A 24510-nucleotide genomic window follows, 5' to 3' on the forward strand; every position below is an offset into this window, starting at 1 on the left:
GTGGCGAGGGAGCTTGCTCCCGTTCGGCTGCGAAGCAGTCGTGAAACCATGCACTGCAAATCTTACAGACAGACCGCATGAATCCGATGCGACCGCTATGCGCTCGAGCGGGAGCAAGCCCCCTCGCCACAGATATTGGGTGTTAGTGAGAACCCCTGCCAATTGACTCCCCGCCCTCGCCCATGCTCTCCTACACGCCTTGTTACGGGTGCCCTTCACAGGGTGAAACGGGAAACCGGTGAATCATGTGCTTTACTCTAAAGCCATGTCAGTCCGGTGCTGCCCCCGCAACGGTAAGCGAGTGAAGCGTCAGATCCACTGTGCCGGTCATATGGCATGGGAAGGTGATGCTTGCAGGTCCAGGCGCAAGCCCAGCCCCTCGCGAGCCCGGAGACCGGCCCGCAACACAAAGTGACTTTTACGTTCACTGAATAACAAACCCGCGGTGGGCGGGCGCTGTTCGAAATCTCTGCGAGCCCTTGGCGTGCGGAGATTTTCATGCGCTCTATTCACCCGCTGACAGACCAGAGGGAAGCGCCATGACGATCATCAGCAGCACCGCCAGCAACACCGACAAGAGCATCGCCAGCACCACCACGACCCTGACTCAACGCCTGACCGCCGCCGTGTGTGCGTCGATCCTTGGCGCCAGCCTTGTGTATTTCGCCGGTTTCTCGCACATCGAAGCGGTGCACAACGCCGCGCACGATACCCGTCACAGCTCCGCCTTTCCGTGCCATTGAGACCTGCTGAGATGATCAAGCGTATTGCGCAAACCGCAGGTTTCACCGGGCTGCTGGCCGCCCTGCTATTGACCCTGCTGCAAAGCTTCTGGGTCTCCCCGCTGATTTTGCAGGCCGAGACCTACGAAAAATCCGAGCCGGCTGCTGTTGAAATCCACGAGCACGCCGCGGGCGCAGTCGCTCATACCCACGATGCCGAAGCCTGGGAACCGGAAGACGGCTGGCAGCGCGTGCTGTCCACTACCGGCGGCAACCTGGTGGTAGCCGTCGGTTTCGCCCTGATGCTCGCCGGTCTTTACACCCTGCGCGCACCGACCAAAACCTCTCAGGGCCTGCTCTGGGGCCTGGCCGGTTATGCGACGTTCGTACTGGCTCCGACTCTCGGCCTGCCGCCTGAGCTGCCGGGCACTGCCGCGGCTGATCTGGCGCAACGGCAAATCTGGTGGATCGGCACTGCCGCGTCCACGGCCGTCGGCATCGCGTTGATCGTGTTCAGCCGTCACTGGCTGATGAAAGCGCTCGGCGTGGCGATCCTGGCCGTGCCGCATGTGATTGGCGCACCACAACCGGAAGTCCATTCGATGCTGGCGCCGGAAGCCCTGGAAGCGCAATTCAAAATCGCTTCGCAGTTGACCAACGTGGCGTTCTGGCTGGCCCTGGGCCTGATCAGCGCCTGGTTGTTCCGCCGCAAAAGCGATGGCCATTACAGCGCATGACTGACGTCAGCTCCGCGCCGACCCTGGTGGTCGGCCTGGGCTGCCAGCGCGGCTGCCCCGTCAGCACGTTGCGGGCGCTGCTCGATCAGGCGCTACAGGCCCATCAAATCGGGCTCAGCGAGATCAAGGCCTTGGCCAGCATCGACCTGAAGCGCGAAGAGCCTGGTCTGATCGAACTGGCCGAACAGCTGGCATTGCCGCTGATGTACTTCAGCAGCGAACAATTGGCGACCTATCAAGCACAACTGAGCCACCACTCGGACATCGCGTTTGAACGCACCGGTTGCTACGGCGTGGCGGAAAGCGCTGCGTTGGCCCTGGCCGAACAATTGGCCCAGGCACCGGCAAAGTTGCTGATTCCACGACAAAAATACGCCCAGGCCACCTTGGCATTGGCCAGCGCCGCGTAAAATCCCCGATAATCCCCGCCTTCGATCATGAGCATTCTTCATCTGAAGCATGCCCAGGCCCTATTTCTGACAGGAAACGACGATGACCGTCTACTTCATTGGCGCCGGCCCCGGCGACCCGGAACTGATCACCGTCAAAGGCCAGCGGCTGATTCGTAGCTGCCCGGTCATCATCTATGCCGGCTCCCTGGTCCCCGCCGCTGTGCTGGAAGGCCACCGGGCCGAACAGGTGGTCAACAGCGCTGAACTGCACCTGGAACAGATCGTCGAGCTGATCAAGACCGCCCACGCCAACGGCCAGGACGTGGCCCGGGTGCATTCCGGCGACCCGAGTCTGTACGGCGCGATCGGCGAGCAGATTCGCTACTTGCGTGAACTCGACATCCCTTTCGAAATCATTCCCGGCGTCACCGCCACCGCCGCCTGCGCGGCCCTTTTGGGGGCCGAACTGACCCTGCCGGACGTGTCACAGAGCGTGATTCTGACCCGTTACGCCGACAAGACCGCCATGCCCGCTGGCGAAGAACTGGGCAGCCTGGCGCAACACGGGGCAACCATGGCGATCCACCTGGGGGTCAATCATCTAGAGAAGATCCTTGCCGAATTGCTGCCGCACTACGGCGCCGACTGCCCGATCGCGGTAATTCACCGGGCGACCTGGCCTGATCAGGATTGGGTGGTGGGAACGCTTGAAGACATTGCGCAGAAGGTACAAGCCAAGGGCTTTCGCCGAACGGCGCTGATTCTGGTGGGTCGAGTGCTGGGCAGCGATCACTTCAGTGAGTCGTCGCTGTATCGCGCGGGGCATGCGCACCTATACAGACCCTGAAGCACTTGTGGCGAGGGAGCTTGCTCCCGCTGGACCGCGCAGCGGTCCCAAAATCAGCCAACGCATTCATCACGGGAAAATGCATCGGCTGGATTGCGACTGCTTCGCAGTCGAGCGGGAGCAAGCTCCCTCGCCACAGGTTATCGATCATCCATAAAAAAACGGTGCTCACGGGCACCGTTTTTTATGTTTGCAGCGAACACCTTAGTAGTAGGCGTTTTCTTTCTGCGTGTGGTCAGTCACGTCACGTACACCCTTGAGCTCGGGAATACGCTCGAGCAAGGTGCGCTCGATGCCTTCCTTCAGGGTGACGTCTGCCTGGCCGCAGCCCTGGCAACCGCCGCCGAACTTCAGCACGGCGATGCCGTCTTCGACCACATCGATCAGGCTGACCTGACCGCCGTGGCTGGCCAGCCCCGGGTTGATCTCGGTTTGCAGGTAGTAGTTGATGCGCTCGTTGACCGGGCTGTCGGCGTTGACCATCGGGACTTTGGCGTTTGGCGCCTTGATGGTCAGTTGGCCGCCCATGCGGTCGGTGGCGTAGTCGACTACCGCATCGTCCAGAAACGCTTCGCTGAACGAGTCGATATAGGCGGTGAAGCTTTTGAGCCCCAGCGCTGTATCTTCAGGTTTTTCTTCGCCCGGCTTGCAGTAGGCAATGCAGGTTTCGGCGTACTGGGTGCCAGGCTGGGTGATAAAGACGCGGATGCCGATACCCGGGGTGTTCTGCTTGGAGAGCAGATCGGCCAGGTAATCATGGGCGGCGTCGGTAATGGTAATAGCGGTCATGGAAACTCCTCGCAGGCTTGGACGCAGTTTACGCCAATCGACGCGCCGCACAAAGTCCTAGTATTTTTGTCGGGAACTGTGGCTCCCACACCGGGTTGCAGGCATTTCAGAGATTCTCGTAGCGATTCATGTCCAGCACGCCCTCTTCCACTGGGTCGGTGTCGTGGATGTACCGGCTCAGATCATGGAAATACTGCCAGAATTGCGGATGACTGCGACGAATGCCCCAGCGTTCGACGATTTTTTCGAAACTCGCGGCGTCTTTGGCATTTTCCATCTCGTCGACAAACGCCGGCACCTGCCCGGCCGGAATGTTGAACATGAAGTTCGGGTAGCTGCTCAGAACACCCGGATAGATCGTCAACGTGTCGAGCCCCGGCTGATAACGCAGCGACTCCCCGAGCAGGAACGCCACGTTGCTGTGGGCGCGGTTACGCAGCAGGCTGTAGACCTCACGCTTGCCGCTTGAGGTCTCGATGCGCAACATCGTGGCCTCCGGCAACTGATCGATGACTTTCAAACCGGCGGCCGGGCGCGACGTCAGGCGGCTCAAGGCTTGCTCGGCGTTCTGCAACGCCGGATCAATGTTCGGCCGCGAGCAGTAAGCGCCGTCGCAGCGGTTGATCGGATCGGGCCTGGCATTAAGTTCGCCGTAACGGGACAGCAGCTGCAAGGCGAAATCGCGTTTCGGGTCGTTTTCGTCCAGCGTCAGCGCCGTCGGCTTGTCGTTGTCGATGTCCTCGTAATCCAGCCACATCTTGAACTTGCCGCTGTTCTGGTACCAATCGTCGAGATAGCCGTCCCGTGAGCTGGCCGGCATCAGGCGCAGGAAGTTCTGCTCGGCGCCGTTGCGGATCAGGTCGAAGTACAGCCGGGTCTGGGCCTGATGGGACACGTTACCGAACACATCGAAGTTGACCGCCAACTGGTAATACGTGCGTTCCAGCAACGGGTAATCGAACAGCCACATCGTCTGCGGCACATCGCCGATCAGGCCCTTGGTCACCGAGGCGCTGTCGAAATGCCGGAAGATACTCAGCAACGCATTGTCATTACCGGCCCACAGGGTCGACCAGCTCGGCGCTGGCAAGTCGGCATAGCTGTCCCGACGCAGAGCCTCATATTCGTTGCGTTTGTTGCGGTAGTCGTGCCACAGGCTCAGGACACTGCCGACGTCATCGTTCTGCCCCGGCATCGCCAGCAACGGCGTAGCCTTGCCGCGATATTTCGGGTCGGTGATGTAAAGGTCATGTTCCGGGGCCTGGAACAGTGCCCAGAAGTTGTCGCGAATCACGTCGGTGGCGATCTGGCCCCGGCAGACTGGGCCGCGAATAAAGGTGCGCACGAAGTATTCGGCGTTATCGAGCATGAACTGGTAACGCGCCTGGGCCGGGATCGCTTCGAACGTGGCAAACGGATTGGCCCGCCGCTCCGGCCCGTAGCCCGGTAACGCGTGGACCTGCCAGTTACCGTTGTAAAACAGGCTCTTGATCCGCGCCATCTTCGCCGCGCTCAGCGGGTAGGTGATGTGGGTCTTGTGCACGATCACGCCTTGCACCGGCCACAGACGGTAATAGACCTGGGTGCCCGGATCATCATTCGGACGGCGGGTGTTGATCAGGTTGATGGGCTGCCCCGTCGGCGTGCGCGAACGTACCCACTGAAAGAAATGCCCCGGCTCGCCGTCCTTGAAATAGATATGGGCCAAGAACCAGTGCTCGAACAGCCAGCGCCCGACCAGGCTCTCCCGGGCGCCCGGCGCATTCAGCAGGTTTTCCCACTGCACCACTTCCAAGGCTTCCCTGGCGCTGGGCACCAGTCCCTGCTGATCGATCGGCGCGCCGGAGGCCAGCCAGCGCTGCAGCGTCTGGTATTGCTGATCGGTAAGACCGGTGACCGCTAGCGGCATGCCCTCTTTCGGATGAGAGTTGGCGTAATCGCTGAACTCTGCCGGCATGGCGCACTGGTTTTCCCGGTTCAGGCCCAGGACGATCTCTTCCGGCAGTTTGGCGTTGGGTTGCAACGGGGTTTTGTGCCCCAGCTCAAGCATCCGCGCCATCAGCGCCGCCTGGCTGCCTTGGGCGTCGAGCACCGAATAGAAGCCCTTTTGCTGCCAGGCACGCTTGCCGAAGGCGTCATAAAACAACCGGGTCGGCGCGGCGGCCTTGCTCCGTTCGCCGTCATAGACCGGCGCCTTCGTCGCACCTCGGGCCGCCCCTTCGCCACTGCCCAGGTTGAGCTGACAGGCGGAGTCGTAGCAGGCATGGCAGGCCACGCACTTTTCGGTGAAGATCGGTTGAATGTCGTGAACGTAGGAAATGTCCGGACCTTGCGCAGCGGCGCCCCCGCTTAAAAACAGCATCAATAGGCTGGTGACGACGCGATACGACATATCCCTGGTCCTGATCATGAGAAAACGCCGCGATTCTACCGGTCCGACCCGCGCACCAACATGAACGATATTCATGCAAAACCGGCATATGCTCCAAAAGCACACAGGTTTGTTATTATCCCGGCCCTTCGTCATGGCCTTACCGAGTAGTCCAAATGTCCGATCGCAGCGTTCGCCTTCAAGCTCTCAAGCACGCCCTCAAAGAGCGCATCCTGATTCTCGACGGCGGCATGGGGACAATGATCCAGAGCTACAAGCTCGAGGAACAGGATTACCGTGGCAAACGCTTCGCCGACTGGCCGAGCGATGTCAAAGGTAACAACGACCTGTTGGTGCTGACCCGCCCGGATGTGATTGGCTCTATTGAAAAAGCCTACCTGGATGCCGGCGCCGACATTCTGGAAACCAACACCTTCAACGCCACCCAGGTGTCCCAGGCCGACTACGGCATGCAAGGCCTGGCGTACGAACTCAACGTAGAAGGCGCACGCCTGGCGCGCAAGGTGGCGGACGCCAAGACCCTGGAAACCCCGGACAAGCCGCGTTTCGTCGCCGGCGTGCTCGGCCCTACAAGTCGTACCTGCTCGCTGTCGCCCGACGTGAACAACCCCGGCTACCGCAACGTGACCTTCGATGAACTGGTGGAGAACTACACCGAGGCCACCAAAGGCCTGATCGAAGGCGGCGCCGACCTGATCCTGATCGAAACCATTTTCGACACCCTCAACGCCAAAGCGGCGATCTTCGCCGTGCAAGGGGTTTACGAAGAGCTGGGCGTCGAGCTGCCGATCATGATTTCCGGCACCATCACCGATGCCTCTGGCCGCACCCTCTCCGGCCAGACCACCGAAGCGTTCTGGAACTCCGTGGCCCACGCCAAGCCGATTTCCGTCGGCCTGAACTGCGCCCTCGGCGCCCGTGAATTGCGTCCGTACCTTGAAGAGCTGTCGAACAAGGCCAGCACCCACGTGTCGGCGCACCCGAACGCCGGCCTGCCGAACGAGTTCGGCGAGTACGACGAACTGCCGGCCCAAACCGCCAAGGTCATCGAAGAGTTCGCCCAAAGTGGCTTCCTCAACATCGTCGGCGGCTGCTGCGGCACCACACCGGGCCACATCGAAGCCATCGCCAAAGCGGTCGCCGGCTACGCCCCGCGTGAAATTCCGGACATCCCCAAGGCCTGCCGCCTGTCGGGCCTGGAACCGTTCACCATCGATCGCAGTTCGCTGTTCGTCAACGTCGGCGAGCGGACCAACATCACCGGTTCCGCCAAGTTCGCCCGCCTGATCCGTGAAGACAACTACACCGAGGCCCTGGAAGTCGCCCTGCAGCAGGTCGAAGCCGGCGCCCAGGTGATCGACATCAACATGGACGAAGGGATGCTCGATTCGAAGAAGGCCATGGTGACCTTCCTCAATCTGATTGCCGGCGAACCGGACATCTCCCGCGTCCCGATCATGATCGACTCCTCCAAGTGGGAAGTGATCGAAGCCGGCCTCAAGTGCATCCAGGGCAAGGGCATCGTCAACTCCATCAGCATGAAGGAAGGTGTCGAGCAGTTCATTCATCACGCCAAACTGTGCAAACGCTACGGCGCCGCGGTGGTGGTGATGGCCTTCGATGAAGCCGGCCAGGCCGACACCGAAGCGCGCAAGAAAGAAATCTGCAAACGCTCCTACGACATTCTGGTCAACGAAGTCGGCTTCCCGCCGGAAGACATCATCTTCGACCCGAACATCTTCGCCGTGGCCACCGGTATCGAAGAACACAACAACTACGCTGTGGACTTCATCAACGCCTGTGCCTACATCCGCGACGAACTGCCCTACGCCCTGAGCTCCGGCGGTGTGTCCAACGTGTCGTTCTCGTTCCGTGGCAACAACCCGGTGCGCGAGGCGATTCACTCGGTGTTCCTGCTGTATGCAATCCGCAACGGCCTGACCATGGGCATCGTCAACGCCGGCCAACTGGAGATCTACGACCAGATCCCGGTGGAGCTGCGCGACGCCGTTGAAGACGTGATCCTCAACCGTACTCCGGAAGGCACCGACGCCCTCCTCGCCATCGCCGACAAGTACAAGGGCGACGGCAGCGTCAAGGAAGCCGAGACCGAAGAGTGGCGCAACTGGGACGTCAACAAGCGTCTGGAGCATGCGCTGGTCAAGGGCATCACCACGCACATTGTTGAAGATACTGAAGAATCGCGGTTGTCGTTCGCGCGCCCGATCGAAGTCATCGAAGGCCCGTTGATGGCCGGCATGAACATCGTCGGCGACCTGTTCGGCGCCGGCAAAATGTTCCTGCCGCAAGTGGTGAAGTCCGCCCGCGTGATGAAGCAGGCCGTGGCCCACCTGATCCCGTTCATCGAACTGGAAAAAGGCGACAAGCCGGAGGCCAAGGGCAAGATCCTCATGGCCACCGTCAAGGGTGACGTGCACGACATCGGCAAGAACATCGTCGGCGTGGTGCTGGGCTGTAACGGCTACGACATCGTTGACCTCGGCGTGATGGTGCCGGCGGAGAAGATCCTGCAGGTCGCCAAAGACGAGAAATGCGACATCATCGGTCTGTCCGGCCTGATCACGCCTTCGCTGGACGAAATGGTTCACGTGGCCCGCGAAATGCAGCGTCAGGACTTCTATCTGCCGCTGATGATCGGTGGCGCGACCACCTCCAAGGCGCACACGGCGGTGAAGATCGAGCCCAAGTACAGCAACGACGCGGTGATCTACGTCACCGACGCCTCCCGCGCCGTGGGCGTGGCGACGCAGTTGCTGTCCAAGGAACTGAAAGCCGGTTTCGTCGAGAAGACCCGCCTGGAATACATCGACGTTCGCGAGCGCACCGCCAACCGCAGCGCCCGCACCGAGCGCCTGAGCTACCCGGCAGCCATCGCCAAGAAACCGCAGTTCGACTGGGCCAATTATGAGCCGGTCAAACCGACGTTCACCGGCGCCAAGGTACTGGACAACATCGACCTGAAGGTTTTGGCCGAATACATCGACTGGACACCGTTCTTCATCTCCTGGGACCTGGCCGGCAAGTTCCCGCGCATCCTGCAGGATGAAGTGGTCGGTGAAGCCGCCACCGCGCTGTACGCCGATGCCCAGGAAATGCTTGCCAAGTTGATCGACGAGAAGCTGATCAGCGCCCGTGCGGTGTTCGGTTTCTGGCCGGCCAACCAGGTGCGCGACGATGACATCGAAGTCTATGGCGACGACGGCAAGCCATTGGCCAAGCTGCATCACTTGCGCCAGCAGATCATCAAGACCGACGGTAAGCCGAACTTCTCCCTGGCCGACTTCGTCGCGCCGAAGGACAGCGGCGTGACCGACTACGTGGGTGGTTTCATCACCACCGCCGGGATTGGCGCCGAAGACGTGGCCAAGGCCTATCAGGAAGCGGGCGACGACTACAACTCGATCATGGTCAAGGCGTTGGCCGACCGTCTGGCCGAGGCGTGCGCCGAGTGGCTGCACCAGCAAGTGCGTAAAGACTACTGGGGCTACGCCAAGGACGAGACGCTGGACAACGAGGCGCTGATCAAAGAGCAATACACCGGCATCCGCCCTGCTCCGGGCTACCCGGCGTGCCCGGATCACACCGAGAAAGCCACGCTGTTCAAGCTGCTGGACCCGGAAGCGGAAGAGCTCAAGGCCGGCCGCAGCGGCGTATTCCTCACCGAGCACTACGCGATGTTCCCGGCGGCGGCGGTCAGCGGCTGGTACTTCGCTCACCCACAGGCGCAGTATTTCGCCGTGGGCAAGATCGACAAGGATCAGGTGCAGAGCTACACCTCGCGCAAAGGCCAGGAGTTGAGCGTGACCGAGCGCTGGCTGGCGCCTAACCTGGGTTACGACAACTAACCCCTTCCCCTGTGGAAGATTCTTTGTGGCGAGGGAGCTTGCTCCCGTTGGACTGCGTAGCAGTCCCATTTTTTGGGGCCGCTTCGCGACCCAACGGGAGCAAGCTCCCTCGCCACAACGGCTCCCACAGAGTTCGAGTCTGTTGTCTATGCTTGCCTCATACACATTCGTGACGGGGGATTTATGGACGATCCAGTCGACAACAATAATCACAACAAGCCGCCGACCTTCTGGCAGATGCTGCACAGCGTCATGGCGGCGGCGTTCGGGGTGCAGAGCGGGAAAAACCGGGCCCGGGACTTCACCCATGGCAAGCCCAGTCATTTTGTGATTCTGGGGATTCTGTTCACGGTGGTGTTCGCCCTGACGCTGTTCGGCATCGTCAAACTGGTGTTGCACCTGGCCGGAATCTGAGCCGGCTCAATGCATCAGGGTTTGCAGACTGAACGGGTAGCGGTACGACGTCGGCCGCCCCTTGGCCGAGAGCTTTTGAAAATCCACGTCGTAATCCTGAGTGGCGCTCAAGCCCAGCAGTCGCCGGGCTTGCGCGTGGTCGATCAACTGCAATAAGGGGATCTGTCGGTCGCGCCCGCCGTACTGGCTGACATCCACCCCCTGATCGTAGTCATGCAACTGCACAAGAGCCCAGCCGCCCAGAGTGAAGTGCCCGCCCAACAACACGCTTAGCCGCCCTTCCAACAGCGCCTGCAACGCGGCCGGTGAATTGTTGATGGCACTGAACAGCACACCCTTGCCCGGCTGGCCTCCCGTTTCGGCGTATGCCTGCATGGCACCGAACGCCATTTCATCGTTGGCCGACCAGACCAGCGATGTTTGCGGGTAACGCTTGAACAATAACCTGGCCTGTTCATAGGCGCGCTCGCGGGTCCAGCCGCCGTACACCAACTGGCGCAACCGCACTTCGGGGTGTTCGGCCAATGCCCGCATCATGCCCTGCTCACGCTCTTGCGCGGCCGGCGTGATTTTCAGGCCGGAAAAGGCCACCAGTTCAATGACCTCACCGGGTGCTACCGGGCCATGCAGGCGAATCAGTTCCTTGAGCATCAGGTAGCCGCCCTCCTCATTGTTGGGCACCAGGCTACCCAGCCAGTCGGGATACTTGTCCGGCTGGGCGCCGAGCAGACGCATCTGGTCGGCGGTCAGGCCGTTGTTGACCAAAAACAGCTTCACACCGCTGCCTTGAGCCAGGCGCAGGATTTCGGGGGCGACATACAGTTCGTTGGAGAACACCAGATAGTCCGGCCGACTCGGCCCTTGCAGCGCTTCGCGGGCCTGTTTGAGTGTGGTCTCGGCGTTTCGCTCGGCATACTGGATTTGCAAATCCATGCCCAGGTTCTTGGCCGCGGTCTGCATGAACTGCGAGTAACTGACCCAGAACGTCTCTTGGCTGGTCCCGGGATTGAGGAACAATACGGACGCCGCCTGGGCACACGGCCCCAGGACCGCGCCAAGCGCCAGCACTACACCATAGAAGAACTTCAACATTGATCGTCCGAGCCCCCGAAAATCCGCCGCGCATTATAGCCAGCGAAGTCCCTGGAAACGGCGCATATTCCGGCTTTTTGTCCGACAATCGTCGGCGCCGGGCCCGGACGGGGTCGTTTATTGATGGCTGACCCAGAATACCGCCGTACCCACGACCAGGATGATCAGGAACAGAATCGCCCAAGCATCGACCGTGCTATCGCTTTTCCTTGCTTTGGTTGGGTTGCTCATTGCATCGCCTCTTGTCGGTTTTATCGGTGATTGCATAAAGACTCGAGCACAGTTAAGACGATGATTGCCCGCACGACAAATGAGGGTTTTATCACAACGACTTTCATTAGTCGTTTTGGTTCTTTGCATATACTCAAACATCACTTTTGCGCATAACTGCAAACTGGTATCTTGCGTCGGCTCCGTTGGGAGTGCGCGGCCGTGCGCGCAGAATTGCCGAGGCAGAATCGGATGAAAGCTTGCGAAAACGCAGCTGTATCCGACCGGCCCAAGCCTGAGAACAGGACTTATATGTACGTATACGACGAGTACGATCAGCGGATCATCGAGGACCGCGTCAAGCAGTTCCGTGATCAGACCCGACGCTATCTGGCAGGCGAGCTGAGCGAAGAAGAATTCCGCCCCCTGCGCCTGCAAAATGGCCTTTATATCCAGCGCTTTGCCCCGATGCTGCGGGTGGCGGTGCCTTACGGCCAACTCACTTCGCGCCAGACGCGAATGATGGCCAAGATTGCCCGCGACTATGACAAGGGCTACGCCCACATCAGTACCCGGCAGAACGTGCAGTTCAACTGGCCGGCCGTGGAAGACATCCCGGACATGCTGGCTGAGCTGGCGACCGTGCAGATGCACGCGATCCAGACCAGCGGCAACTGCCTGCGCAACGTCACCACCGACCAGTTCGCCGGTGTCGCCGCCGACGAGTTGATCGACCCGCGGCCATGGTGCGAAATCGTCCGTCAGTGGACCACGTTCCACCCGGAATTCGCTTACCTGCCGCGTAAATTCAAAATTGCCATCAACGGTTCGACGTCCGACCGTGCGGCCATCGAAGTCCATGACATCGGCCTCGAGCCGGTGCACAACGCCGCGGGCGAACTGGGCTTCCGTGTGCTGGTCGGTGGCGGCCTGGGCCGTACTCCGGTGGTGGGCGCGTTCATCAACGAATTCCTGCCGTGGCAGGACCTGTTGAGCTACCTCGACGCCATTCTGCGGGTCTACAACCGCTACGGCCGTCGCGACAACAAGTACAAGGCGCGGATCAAGATTCTGGTCAAGGCCCTGACGCCTGAAGTGTTCGCGCAGAAAGTCGATGCGGAAATGGAACACCTTCGCGGTGGCCAGACCACGCTGACCGAGGCCGAAGTGCATCGCGTGGCCAAGCACTTTGTCGATCCGGACTACAAGGCTCTGGACAATCAGACGGCCGAACTGGCCGACCTCGACAAGCAACACCCGGGCTTCGCCCGCTGGCGTGCCCGCAACACCCTGGCCCACAAAAAGCCGGGTTACGTCGCCGTGACGCTGTCCCTGAAACCGACCGGCGTTGCACCGGGCGACATCACCGACAAGCAGCTCGATGCCGTTGCCGACCTCGCCGACCGTTACAGCTTCGGTCAGCTGCGCACCTCCCACGAGCAGAACATCATTCTGGCCGATGTCGAGCAGAGCCAGTTGTTCGCCATGTGGGGCGAGTTGCGCGAGCAAGGTTTCGCCACACCGAACATCGGCTTGCTGACCGACATCATCTGCTGCCCTGGCGGCGACTTCTGTTCCCTGGCCAACGCCAAGTCGATCCCGATCGCCGAATCGATCCAGCGCCGTTTCGACGACCTGGACTACCTGTTCGACATTGGCGAGCTGGACCTGAACATCTCCGGCTGCATGAACGCCTGTGGTCACCACCACGTCGGCCACATCGGTATTCTCGGAGTGGACAAGAAAGGCGAAGAGTTCTATCAGGTGTCCCTGGGTGGCAGCGCCAGCCGCGATGCGAGCCTGGGCAAGATCCTCGGCCCTTCCTTCGCCCAGGAAGCCATGCCTGATGTGATCGAGAAGCTGATCGACGTGTACATCGAACAACGTACCGAAGACGAGCGCTTCATCGACACTTATCAGCGTATCGGCATCGACCTCTTCAAGGAGCGCGTCTATGCAGCGAATAATTAAGAACAACGAAGTCGTCGACGAAACCTGGCACTTGCTGCCGAAAGATTTCAACATCGACGAGATCAGCAACTGCGACGACCTGATCGTCCCGTTGCACATGTGGCGCGAACACAGCCGCATGCTCATGGCCCGCGATGGCGGCCTGGGTGTATGGCTGGATGCCGATGAAGAAGCTGAAGAAATCGGTGATGACGTGGCGAACTTCCAGGTCATCGCCCTGAACTTCCCGGCCTTCACCGATGGTCGCAACTACTCCAACGCCCGTCTGCTGCGTGACCGCTATGGTTTCAAAGGCGAACTGCGGGCAATTGGCGATGTGCTGCGCGACCAGCTGTTCTACATGCACCGCTGCGGTTTCGATGCGTTTGCCATTCGCGCCGATAAAGACCCCTACGAAGCCCTTGAAGGCCTCAAGGACTTCTCGGTGACCTATCAGGCCGCCACCGACGAACCGCTGCCGCTGTTCCGTCGCCGTTGATCGTCACACCTTGAACCCCTTGCGGGGTTCAAGGTTTTTCCCTTACTGCGTGCCTATCGGAAACGGTCGTCCCATGGCCTCCCAGCTCCGATAAAACCGGGCACGGTCCTCAAGTGCCGTGAACAGCGCAAACGGGTTTTCAGGATCGACCTCGGCCGATTCAATATCCTGGACCAGTCTTTCCCAAAGCGCTTGCGAAGCATCGGCTTCACCGAGCAGTCGCCACACCCTCGCCTGAAGCGGCAGATAATCGACCCGGAAGTCCGCCGTCAGGCTCAGTCCATCCATTACCCTCAAGAACCGGGCGCCAAGGGGCCTGGCTGCCAGCCTCTGCCAGATCAATCGTCGCGTCGCTTGCAACTCCCCATCGCCTTCGCGCAACCACTCGATGACATTCCCGTAATTAACCCCGGGATCACTTAACCACAGGTTGATACCCGTTCGCCGCCGATGATCGACAATGCGCAACAAGGTGTCCTCATCCGTCAATGGATTGCCCTGCAGCAGCACACGGTCCCTCGAGATAGCCTGGTTCAGCACTGCTGGCGGCACTCGGGTTATCTGGTTATTACGCAGGTCCAATGACGTCAGATAGGACTGCTCCATGATTCCGACTGGGCAACCAGTGATCCCGGTGTTGCTCAGGTTCAGCCAGCGCAAGTCGTGCATTCCGAGCACCAAAGGCGGGACGCCCAGCGGGTTGTTGCTCAGGTCCAGCGTCTGCAAGTGTGTCAACCCGGTCAATTGAGAGGCGGCGCGCTCATTGAACGTCAGATTCGTCGACCTCAGATTCAGCGAAGAGAGACGCGCCATCTGGTTGATCGAAGGAGGCAGTGCACACTCCGCAAGGCCGCCATGGTTGAAGTGACTCAGGTCGACATTTTCCAGGTTCAGCACTTCAAGATTTGGAAAACACTCGAGAAATCCGTTCAGACTTTCTTCTTCAGTCAGGTGAAAGCCGCGCATCGATAACTCGAGAATATTATTGAACCGGACATTCAACGTGGGTAACCGGTGATAATTCTCGAAGTCGAGATCCAGCCTGACGCCGCGTATCTGATCAGCAGGCAGTAACGGATCCTGCAGCGCCCTGCGTCGTTGCCAGATGGAGACCAGCTCCTCGGCCAACTCATTTCGAATCGCTCGCTCCTGTTGCATTTCGGTCTGCACCAACTGAACGTTATAGGCCTCGATTTGTGCAGCGCTCAATCCCGCTGCTTCGGGATCATTCGGGGCCAGGAAATCGATAGCCATGTCATGAATGTCATCCGCCACCTGATCTACCCAGGCGGTCAGGTCGATGTCGAGTTGCTGCAGCTGTTGCTTCAACCACTCAATGTGCGCCTGCGCGTTTACACCTTCGCGTTGAAGAACCGCATCTGCCTGGGCATCGGTGAAGTCTGGATAGACCTCTTTGAGTTGCAGCCTCATCATCTGGTGCGTCAGCGCCTCGGCCTGGGGCGTTCCCGGAAAACCGCCGCCGCTGAGCCCGCGGGCATCGAATGGCAACCCACCGTCCATTCTTTGCAGCCCGAGTATCACCTGTGATCGGGGCAACGCCTGGTTGCTGATGACGAGTCGTAGTTCGTCGACTGAACCAGGCGACGTCAGGAGCAGCGCTGAACGGTCGTCGTCCGTCAACACACCGAGAAGCGCCGTATAAAAGTCTGTTGGCGAGGCCTGATGCAGATAGTGCTGTCCGACTCTGACCAAGCGCCGGACCTCCGTGGCATCCTGCGCGCCGATGCGGTCCAGCACTCGCCCCGCGACGGATTGATCAAGGACATCGATCCGCAGGTTCCGCGGCCAGCCCGGCAGGTTTTGCAGCGAGTGTAAGGCCAGGATGTCCGAGTCCGGACTCGCCACCGAACGCAGATAAAGACCTTCATAAGCGCGATTGAGCCGCACATGCTGCTGGTACTGCCGCGCCTTGCTGTCCAGACGCGTGAACACTTGCCTGACCTCGGTCACATCGGGGGCTTGCTGGATATCCACGCCATAGCGGTCGAGCATTTGTTCGATGGCACCTTTGGGCAGCGCCGGGTATTGCTGCTGAAACAGCCGCACCCATTCATGTTCCGACTGTTGAAGTGCGGCGTAACGCCTGTTGAATTGCTCAGGCGTGCCGGCCGCCCCCAGATCCTGATCGATCTTGAAGCGACTGATCGTATCCGTCAGTAAAGGCGTTGGTGGACGCCCCGTCTGCATCAGTCGCAGCATGTCATCGTCAATCACACTGACCTTGCCGATCTGTGCCAGGACTTCATCGCTGAAAGACGCCACAGTCGGGCCGATTCCGCGGATCAGCTCCACGCGGGAGGACAGCACGGAAACCGGTGGCTCGGGCGTCGGGGCAACGGCGATTTGCGAAGACGGACGTACTGACTCGACGGCCGCTTCATCCTTCAGCGCCGCCTGTGCGCCGATCGGCAGCGCATTAAGCAAACCGAACACGGTGCGCGACACGCCCTCCGACCGTTCACGTGGTGTTTCACCGTTTACTGCCTGATCAAGACCGTAACCGGCGTCAATAAGCCCGGCCAGCGCCAATATGCCTTCGCCTCCCGGGACGAACAACGCCAATGGCCCGAACCGGTTGATCCATTGCACCACCGGTTCGACCACCGCACTTAAATTGTCACGATTGACCTGTGCATCGGTACGAATGCTTTCGATACTGGCGTGGGCGGCCTGCTTCATCGTCAGCACCAGTTGCGCAAACGGATCGGTCGCCGATGGCGGATTGTCGTAGCCAATGTAATCGGCGGGGTCCCAATAGCCGTCGTTATTGAAAAAACCGGCATTGTTGGTCAGCCGATGCATCGCGGGGTACTGCGCCATGCCGTCCAATGCCGTCAGCACCCCCGCATGAAACGTACCGTCCTCTCGATCATCTTCGGCAAAATGGGCGGCCAATGCCTGTTTTGTCTCGCTGAGCTTGCCCTGCGCGACGACCCATTGGTGCAGTTGAGTGGCATCGGTGAATTCGTGCAGCGGAGAAGAGTTGCCAGGGATGTACAGCAGCACTCGGGTACTGGCAGTGTCACGGAACGCCCAGATATCTGTTGCGGTGTAACGGTATAGCTTCAAACGGCCGGCCCTGACGGACAAAGGGGGGCGCGTCGCCGCTTGCAGTTGTTCGATGGTCAGCGTTTCCCATGCCTGACCGGGCGGCAAGCCAGCCGCCTCCATCGCGAGCTCAAGTCCTTTTTGCGACAGGCAGCGCTCCTTGAACTGCAACCAGGCCGTCATCACAAACGCTGCCTTGACCGATGTCCTCAAGGCGTACGGGCCGGACGCAGCGAGCACCTCGTCAGCGGGCCAGACCTTTTCAAGATAGGTCTCGTACACGTGCTTGAAGTCCAGCTCCCAGACCCATTTCTTGAAATCGGCCGGCCTCAGCTTCAGTTGTGAGGCGGGACCGTAAGTCTGCGGCGTCGTTTGCCGATAGATGCCTTCATAGGTGTCGTGATTGCCGCTGCCGTAATCAGCGAACTCATCGACATGCTCGACAATCCGCACCCTCGGGCCGACGTCCGGCGGTGTGTACAGACCAAAGGCGGTTTCAGCAAAACGGCCGTCCCCAACCGTCTGGTAATTTGAAAGCAGCGCTTGCAACAGCGACCGCGAGTTCGCCACCTGGCCCTGCTGGAAACCGTTCTCTTCAGGGTGGCCCTTGTAGTGGTAATCGAGGGTGACCATCAAGGTCGTCTGCGGGTCGATGTCCTGCCCCCATTTTTCCTTGATCAGGTGTGCGCCCAACTGGCCGGGGGTTTGGGGGAGAGCGATGTCCAGTGCAGCTTTCAGTTCGTCGCGCATTCGCAACGATGGGGCTGGATGAGGTGCGGCAACGTGGTGAAGGAGCTCATTCATGGTGCAATCCATTGCAGTCAATTCAGGCCAGTCACCCTACCCCACCTGACTCCACACTAAAGCGCGACCGATCGACAATGGCATTAGGAAAATTCGTTATTTCTTGAGGGTGAGTGGACACTTTCTGAAGGTCAAAAAAAAACCGTGGGCAATCCACGGTTTTTTTACTGACGGTGATACCTGGTACGGTTACCAGAAGCGTTGCTGGGTCAACCGGCTCCACCAGCTCAGCAATACGCGATCGATCGAACCGCTGGCCGCCATGCCGATGCGCTCCTGCAGGGTTTTACGTTCGGCGTAATGCAAATGATAGAGCTCGGACTGTTTAGCGCGCTCAGCGAGGTATTCGTCGCTGGTCTTGAGCTCGTCCACCAGTTGCTTGTCGAGTGCCGAAACACCGAGCCAGATTTCACCGGTGGCCACTTCGTCGATAGCCAGTTGCGGGCGATAGCGGGAAACGAAGTTCTTGAACAGCTGATGGGTGATGTCCAGCTCTTCCTGGAATTTCTCCCGGCCCTTCTCGGTGTTTTCGCCAAACACTGTCAGGGTGCGCTTGTACTCACCAGCCGTGAGCACTTCGAAGTCGATGTCATGCTTTTTCAGCAGGCGATTGACGTTGGGCAACTGCGCCACCACGCCGATCGAGCCGAGAATCGCGAACGGTGCGCTGATAATTTTCTCGCCGATGCACGCCATCATGTAGCCGCCGCTGGCCGCGACCTTGTCGATGCACACGGTCAACGGCACGCCGGCCTCGCGAATGCGCGCCAGTTGCGAAGATGCCAGGCCATAGCTGTGAACCATGCCGCCGCCGCTTTCCAGGCGCAGCACCACTTCATCCTTTGGCGTGGCGAGGGTCAGCAGCGCGGTGATTTCGTGGCGCAGGCTTTCAGTGGCCGACGCCTTGATGTCACCGTCGAAATCCAGCACGAACACCCGCGGCTTGGCCTCGGGCTTCTTCTTTTGCTTTTTCTCGGTTTTAGCCTGGGATTTGCGCAAAGCCTTGAGCTGGTCCTTGTCGAGCAAGGTTTGCTCCAGGCGCTCGCGCAGCCCTTTGTAGAAATCATTGAGTTTGCTGACTTGCAGTTGGCCGGTCGACTTGCGCCGACCTTTGCTGCGCAACGCCGCAAAACTGGCCAGGACCACCAGAATGGCGATCACCAGTGTCACGGTTTTAGCCAGGAAACTGGCGTACTCGGACAAAAACTCCACAGAGACTCCTTCAACACGATGCGCGGCATGAACACGCGCGGGATACCTTCAGCATACCCATGAGCCGGCCCGGCGACCAGTCGTGAAACCTCGAGTGTCCTGTCTCACAAATACTGTTCCCTTTTTACGGCGTCCGTTGCCGTCATGCTGCGTTGCCGCTCCTCGCCTGACGACAACAGCCACTCGTCAAAAGAGAAACGTATTTGTGAGACAGGACACTAGCAACAGGCCTGTAACGGGCATTTCAAACAAGCGTATGTTTTTTCATTGACAGCTCACCGTCATCCTCATAACCTCGCCAAACCTTCAACGTACCGGGATGACGCGGACGTGGGCAGCATCTATTTGATTCGACATGGCCAGGCCTCCTTTGGTGCAGACGACTATGACGTTCTGTCGCCGACCGGTATTCGCCAGGCAGAAGTCCTTGGCCGGCACCTGGCCGAGCTTGGTGTGAGCTTCGATCGCTGCCTGTCGGGCGACCTGCGCCGTCAGCAACACACGGCCACCAGCGCGCTGGAACAGTACGCCACCGTCGGTTTGCCGGTGCCGCCCCTGGAAATCGATTCGGCCTTCAACGAGTTCGACGCCGACGCGGTGATCCGCGCCCTGCTGCCCGCCATGCTGGAAGACGAACCCGAGGCGCTGGAGATCCTGCGCAACGCCGCGCAAAGCCGTGCCGAGTTCCAGCGTATCTTCGCCCTGATCATCGAGCGCTGGCTCGCCGGTACCTATGACACACAGGGCCTGGAAAGCTGGCTGGGCTTCGTCGATCGTGTGCAGGCAGGCCTGCAGCGGCTGCTCGAACATGCCGACAACACCCAGAAAATCGCCGTGTTCACCTCCGGCGGCACCATCACTGCCCTGCTCCACCTTATTACGCAAATGCCTGCCCGGCAGGCCTTTGAGCTGAACTGGCAAATCGTCAACACCTCGCTCAACCTGCTCAAGTTTCGTGGTCGCGAGGTGGCCCTGGCTTCCTTCAACAGTCATACACACCTGCAACTGCTGAAGGCCCCGGAACTCATCACGTTTCGTTGATTCCGGACTATTGTGACCCTGGCTGTATTCACCCAGCTCTTATTACCCAAGAAAGGATCGAACCATGACCTCCGTAGCTGATGCCGTACAAGCAATGAAAGCCAAGTTCAACCCAGCCGCTGCTGCCGGTCTGGACCTGGTATTCGGTTTCCGCATCGACGACACCAAGAACTTCTCGTTGATCGTCAAAGACGGCACCTGCGAGCTGCAAGAAGGCGAAAACCCGGACGCCCAGGTGACTCTGGTGATGGACGGCGAAACCCTGGAAGGCATCGTCGACGGTTCGACCGACGGCATGCAAGCGTTCATGGGCGGCAAGCTGCGCGCTGAAGGCGACATGATGCTGGCCATGAAACTGTCCGAGCTGTTCCCAGGCTAAGACGACGGCTCCCGCTCTCGGGAGCCTCTCTGGCTGCATGCGAATCCCGCCCCTCGTGGCGGGATTCGTCGTTTTTCACCCTCGGAAAACGGCTATCTGTGGATATGCCGTCTATATTCCTTCTGGCCGCATGCGTCAGACATCGGCTGTTTGCCCTCGCTTCTTTTATGAAGAACTGTGTGGAGAGCACTGCCATGAGCCCACCTGACGAGCACAATGACTTCAGTCGCCGCCGTGTACTGCAAGGTCTTTCGGCAGGCGCCATCGGTGCCTGGATCAGTCCGCTAACCGCAGGGAGTAAAACCATGCCCGACACCCCCGCCGACCTGATTCTGTACAACGGACGCCTGCACACCGTCGACCGCAAGAAACCCCAGGCCAGCGCCGTCGCGATCAAGGACGGGCACTTTGTGGTGGTCGGCAGCGATGCCCAGGCCATGGCCCTGCAAGGCCCCGGCACGCAAATCGTTGACCTGCATGGGCGCACGGTGATTCCCGGCCTCAACGACTCCCACTTGCACCTGATTCGTGGCGGCCTCAATTACAACCTCGAACTGCGCTGGGAAGGCGTGCCGTCCCTGGCTGATGCGTTGCGCATGCTCAAGGATCAGGCCGACCGCACCCCTACCCCGCAATGGGTGCGGGTGGTCGGTGGCTGGAATGAATTCCAGTTTGCCGAAAAACGCATGCCGACCCTTGAAGATCTGAACAAAGCCGCGCCGGACACTCCGGTATTCGTCCTGCACCTCTACGACCGCGCCCTGCTCAACCGTGCCGCGCTGAAAGTGGTCGGTTACACCCGCGATACGCCGAACCCGCCAGGCGGCGAGATCCAGCGCGATGCCAATGGCGACCCCACCGGCATGCTGATCGCCCGCCCCAATGCGATGATCCTCTACTCGACCCTGGCCAAAGGGCCGAAGCTGCCGCTGGAATATCAGGTCAACTCGACCCGCCAGTTCATGCGCGAACTCAATCGACTGGGCGTCACCAGCGCCATCGATGCCGGCGGCGGTTATCAGAATTACCCGGACGACTATCAAGTCATCCAGCAACTGGCCAAAGACCAACAACTCACGGTACGCATTGCCTACAACCTGTTCACCCAGAAACCCAAGGAAGAACTGACCGACTTCAAGAACTGGACCAGCACTTCCCATTACGGCCAGGGCGATGACTTCCTGCGGCACAACGGCGCCGGCGAGATGCTGGTGTTCTCGGCAGCGGATTTCGAAGACTTCCTCGAACCACGCCCCGACCTGCCGCAAACCATGGAGCAGGAACTGGAACCGGTGGTGCGCCATCTGGTGGAGCAGCGCTGGCCCTTCCGCCTGCACGCCACCTACAACGAATCCATCAGCCGCATGCTCGACGTGTTCGAGAAGGTCAACCGGGATATTCCATTCAACGGTTTGCCGTGGTTCTTCGATCACGCCGAAACCATCACCCCCCGGAACATCGAACGGGTCAAGGCCCTGGGTGGCGGCATCGCCATTCAGGACCGCATGGCGTTCCAGGGTGAATACTTCGTCGACCGTTACGGCGCCAAGGCGGCCGAAGCCACGCCACCGATCGCGCGCATGCTCGCCGAGGGCGTTCCAGTGGGCGCCGGCACCGATGCCACGCGCGTCTCCAGCTACAACCCCTGGACCTCGCTGTACTGGCTGGTCAGCGGCCGCACCGTCGGCGGGCTGGCGCTCTACCCACAGGGCTTGAGCCGCGATACGGCGCTGGAGCTCTTCACCCATGGCAGCGCCTGGTTCTCCTCCGAACAGGGCAAGAAAGGTCAGATCAAAGTCGGGCAACTGGCGGACCTGATTGCGCTGTCGGCAGATTACTTTCACATCGAAGACGAAGCCATAAAGTGGATCGAGTCGGTGCTGACCATTGTCGACGGCAAGATCGTCCACGGTAGCGTCGAGTTTGAAAAACTGGGGCCACCGCCAATCCCGGTGGTGCCTGAGTGGTCGCCCGTGGTGAATGTACCGGGGCACTGGAAACCCCTGGCGCCAATGACCGCGCAAGTGCACCAGTGTGTGGGCGCTTGCGCGGTGCATGCCCATAGCCATGAACGAGCGCGATTGTCGTCGGCGCCGGTCAGTGACTTTCAAGGGTTCTGGGGGGCGTTTGGCTGTTCGTGTTTTGCGTTTTGAAAAGAGAAAAGATCGTCCGAAGGCGCGGGACGCGTTCGGACGATCTTTTGATTTTGAGCCTCTGCAACACTCGCTGACACAAGCTTGATCTCGATCAGTTGCCCTCCCCCCCACACTCTCTACTATCGCTCTTCCATCGAAGGCCAAGGACGGCTCATCGGGAGCCTGCGGCCGATCATTCTCAAGGAAGAGTCAATCATGCGGTCATTGAAAATCATTCTGCTGGCATCGGCGTTCAACGGCCTGACCCAGCGGGCCTGGCTGGACTTGCGTCAGGCCGGCCACTCGCCCAGCGTGGTGCTGTTCACCGATGAAGAGGCAGTGTGCGAGCAGATCGAGCATTCCGGCGCCGATCTGGTGATCTGCCCGTTCCTCAAGGATCGGGTGCCACAACAACTGTGGAGCAATCTCCAGCGTCCTGTAGTGATCATTCATCCGGGTATCGTCGGCGACCGTGGCGCCAGTGCGCTGGACTGGGCGATCACCCGTGAACTCAGCCGTTGGGGCGTGACCGCATTGCAAGCAGTGGAGGAAATGGACGCCGGGCCGGTCTGGGCCACTTGTGAATTCAACCTGCCCCAGGGTCTGCGCAAATCCGAGTTGTACAACGGGCGCGTCAGCGACGCGGCAATCACCTGTATCCGCGAAGTCGTGGAAAAGTTTATCGACGGTTTCGAGCCAGTGCCTTTGGACTACAGCCAACGCCATGTGATTGGCCGCTTGCAGCCAAACATGAAGCAAGCTGACCGGATCTTCAGCTGGCACGACAGCGCACACTTCATCAAACGCAGCATCGACGCCGCCGACGGTCAGCCCGGCGTATTGGCCAGCCTGGCCGGCGGTCAGTATTACCTGTATGACGCTCATCTGGATTCGCGCAGCGGCACGCCGGGAGAGATTCTCGCGGTGCACGACGATGCGGTGCTGGTCGCGACCGGTGATCACAGCCTGTGGATCGGTTCGCTGCGACGCAAACCCCGGCCCGGCGAAGAAACCTTCAAGCGTCCGGCCCGGCATGTACTCGCTGAACAGCTTGCGCACGTCCCGACCCTTGATTGGTCGATCGCCTCTCAGCCATTTAACAACGAAAGCTATCAACCGATCCGCTATCGCGAGTCGGGGCATGTCGGCGAGCTGACCTTCGAGTTTTACAACGGCGCCATGAGCACCGAACAGTGCCAACGACTGGTGGAGGCCCTGCGCTGGGCCAAGTCCCGGGACACCCAAGTGCTGCTGATCAAGGGTGGACGCGGCAGTTTCTCCAACGGCGTGCACCTCAACGTGATCCAGGCCGCAGCAGTTCCGGGGCTGGAAGCCTGGGCCAATATTCAGGCGATCGACGACGTCTGCCAGGAACTGCTCAGCGCCCGGCAACTGGTGGTCAGCGGCCTGACCGGCAATGCCGGGGCCGGTGGCGTGATGCTGGCGCTGGCTGCCGATATTGTTTTCGCCCGCTCCGACATCGTGCTCAACCCCCATTACAAAACCATGGGCCTGTACGGCTCCGAATACTGGACCTACAGCCTGCCCCGCGCCGTCGGCCCGGCGATGGCGGAAAAACTCACCGAAGACTGCCTGCCGATCAGCGCCCTCCAGGCCTTGCAGTTAGGCATGGTCCAGGAAATCGGTCCGCGCTGCCCGGATGAGTTTGGTCTTTGGTTATTGCAGCGTGCCAATGGTGCGTTGAGTGATCCGGCGTACCAGGCGATACGTGAGCGCAAAAGTCATCTCGATCCTCAACTGATGCAGCACTGCCGTAATGCCGAGCTGGAAGAAATGCATCAGGACATGGTGCAAACCCGTAAACAGTTCGCCGAGAAGAGCAAAAATTTTGTGCTTAAGCGCAAGGCGTGTGGCACGCCGCAGCGGTTGGTGGCCGATTGGGCGGTGGTGAGGGAGGTTGAGTTGGCGGACTGATTGTTTGGCACGGGTGATCAGGCCG

17 protein-coding genes and 1 riboswitch are annotated in these 24510 nt (G+C 60.0%); of the genes, 12 read left to right on the top strand and 5 right to left on the bottom strand.

Annotated features, from left to right (window positions below):
• The first annotated feature begins 189 nt into the window (after positions 1–189).
• Positions 190–417, top strand: a riboswitch (cobalamin riboswitch).
• Between the two features lie 122 nt (positions 418–539).
• From ACEN8R_RS12955 to cobM, 4 genes are all read left to right on the top strand, one after another.
• Entirely contained in the window at positions 540–743 is a 204-nt protein-coding gene (locus ACEN8R_RS12955; protein ID WP_018927647.1) for a CbtB domain-containing protein, read from the top strand.
• Between the two features lie 11 nt (positions 744–754).
• Positions 755–1459, top strand: coding sequence for a CbtA family protein (locus ACEN8R_RS12960; RefSeq protein ID WP_018927646.1), 705 nt, complete (start codon positions 755–757; stop codon positions 1457–1459).
• On the top strand, positions 1456–1869 hold the full coding sequence (locus ACEN8R_RS12965) for a cobalamin biosynthesis protein (protein WP_018927645.1): 414 nt from the start codon (positions 1456–1458) through the stop codon (positions 1867–1869). Before ACEN8R_RS12960 ends, ACEN8R_RS12965 begins: the two co-directional genes overlap by 4 nt.
• Positions 1870–1951: 82 nt before the next feature.
• The gene (gene cobM, locus ACEN8R_RS12970) at positions 1952–2698 is read left to right on the top strand and encodes a precorrin-4 C(11)-methyltransferase (RefSeq protein WP_007941756.1); all 747 of its coding nucleotides are present in this window, start codon (positions 1952–1954) and stop codon (positions 2696–2698) included.
• 204 nt (positions 2699–2902) lie between these two features.
• Here the strand turns inward: cobM and nfuA are convergent, their stop codons facing one another.
• Both nfuA and ACEN8R_RS12980 read right to left on the bottom strand, forming a co-directional pair.
• On the bottom strand, positions 2903–3487 hold the full coding sequence (gene nfuA / locus ACEN8R_RS12975) for a Fe-S biogenesis protein NfuA (RefSeq protein ID WP_007946504.1): 585 nt from the start codon (positions 3485–3487) through the stop codon (positions 2903–2905).
• 106 nt (positions 3488–3593) lie between these two features.
• On the bottom strand, positions 3594–5879 hold the full coding sequence (locus tag ACEN8R_RS12980; protein ID WP_495624945.1) for a fatty acid cis/trans isomerase: 2286 nt from the start codon (positions 5877–5879) through the stop codon (positions 3594–3596).
• Positions 5880–6034: 155 nt separating this feature from the next.
• On the opposite strand from ACEN8R_RS12980, the gene metH reads away from it, so the two are divergent.
• Both metH and ACEN8R_RS12990 read left to right on the top strand, forming a co-directional pair.
• The gene (gene metH, locus ACEN8R_RS12985; protein ID WP_495624946.1) at positions 6035–9745 is read left to right on the top strand and encodes a methionine synthase; all 3711 of its coding nucleotides are present in this window, start codon (positions 6035–6037) and stop codon (positions 9743–9745) included.
• A gap of 183 nt (positions 9746–9928) precedes the next feature.
• Positions 9929–10159 (top strand): DUF2970 domain-containing protein, encoded by a 231-nt coding sequence (locus ACEN8R_RS12990; protein WP_018927642.1) that lies wholly within the window; start codon positions 9929–9931, stop codon positions 10157–10159.
• A 6-nt stretch (positions 10160–10165) separates the two neighbouring features.
• Here ACEN8R_RS12990 and ACEN8R_RS12995 read toward each other — a convergent pair whose 3' ends face one another.
• A complete protein-coding gene (locus ACEN8R_RS12995; protein WP_111453873.1) occupies positions 10166–11251 on the bottom strand; it encodes an ABC transporter substrate-binding protein in 1086 nt (361 codons plus the stop codon).
• A gap of 522 nt (positions 11252–11773) precedes the next feature.
• Between ACEN8R_RS12995 and ACEN8R_RS13000 the strand changes: the two genes are divergently transcribed.
• Both ACEN8R_RS13000 and ACEN8R_RS13005 read left to right on the top strand, forming a co-directional pair.
• Positions 11774–13432, top strand: coding sequence for a nitrite/sulfite reductase (locus tag ACEN8R_RS13000; protein WP_495624947.1), 1659 nt, complete (start codon positions 11774–11776; stop codon positions 13430–13432).
• Positions 13416–13910, top strand: a complete 495-nt coding sequence (locus ACEN8R_RS13005; protein ID WP_018927639.1) for a DUF934 domain-containing protein — start codon at positions 13416–13418, stop codon at positions 13908–13910. Before ACEN8R_RS13000 ends, ACEN8R_RS13005 begins: the two co-directional genes overlap by 17 nt.
• 42 nt (positions 13911–13952) lie before the next feature.
• Here the strand turns inward: ACEN8R_RS13005 and ACEN8R_RS13010 are convergent, their stop codons facing one another.
• Both ACEN8R_RS13010 and sohB read right to left on the bottom strand, forming a co-directional pair.
• The gene (locus tag ACEN8R_RS13010; protein WP_495624948.1) at positions 13953–17783 is read right to left on the bottom strand and encodes a leucine-rich repeat domain-containing protein; all 3831 of its coding nucleotides are present in this window, start codon (positions 17781–17783) and stop codon (positions 13953–13955) included.
• A 189-nt stretch (positions 17784–17972) separates the two neighbouring features.
• Positions 17973–18995, bottom strand: a complete 1023-nt coding sequence (gene sohB, locus ACEN8R_RS13015) for a protease SohB (RefSeq protein WP_018927637.1) — start codon at positions 18993–18995, stop codon at positions 17973–17975.
• A 330-nt stretch (positions 18996–19325) separates the two neighbouring features.
• On the opposite strand from sohB, the gene ACEN8R_RS13020 reads away from it, so the two are divergent.
• The 4 genes from ACEN8R_RS13020 (at position 19326) to ACEN8R_RS13035 (ending at position 24485) form a co-directional block, all read left to right on the top strand.
• Entirely contained in the window at positions 19326–20036 is a 711-nt protein-coding gene (locus ACEN8R_RS13020) for a histidine phosphatase family protein (protein ID WP_495624949.1), read from the top strand.
• A gap of 64 nt (positions 20037–20100) precedes the next feature.
• A complete protein-coding gene (locus ACEN8R_RS13025; protein WP_007941766.1) occupies positions 20101–20415 on the top strand; it encodes an SCP2 sterol-binding domain-containing protein in 315 nt (104 codons plus the stop codon).
• A 305-nt stretch (positions 20416–20720) separates the two neighbouring features.
• Positions 20721–22568, top strand: coding sequence for an amidohydrolase (locus ACEN8R_RS13030; protein WP_495625014.1), 1848 nt, complete (start codon positions 20721–20723; stop codon positions 22566–22568).
• Positions 22569–22766: 198 nt separating this feature from the next.
• The gene (locus ACEN8R_RS13035) at positions 22767–24485 is read left to right on the top strand and encodes a hydrogenase maturation protein (protein ID WP_495624950.1); all 1719 of its coding nucleotides are present in this window, start codon (positions 22767–22769) and stop codon (positions 24483–24485) included.
• The last annotated feature ends 25 nt before the right edge of the window (positions 24486–24510 follow it).

The organism is Pseudomonas sp. Pseusp15, assembly GCF_059492165.1.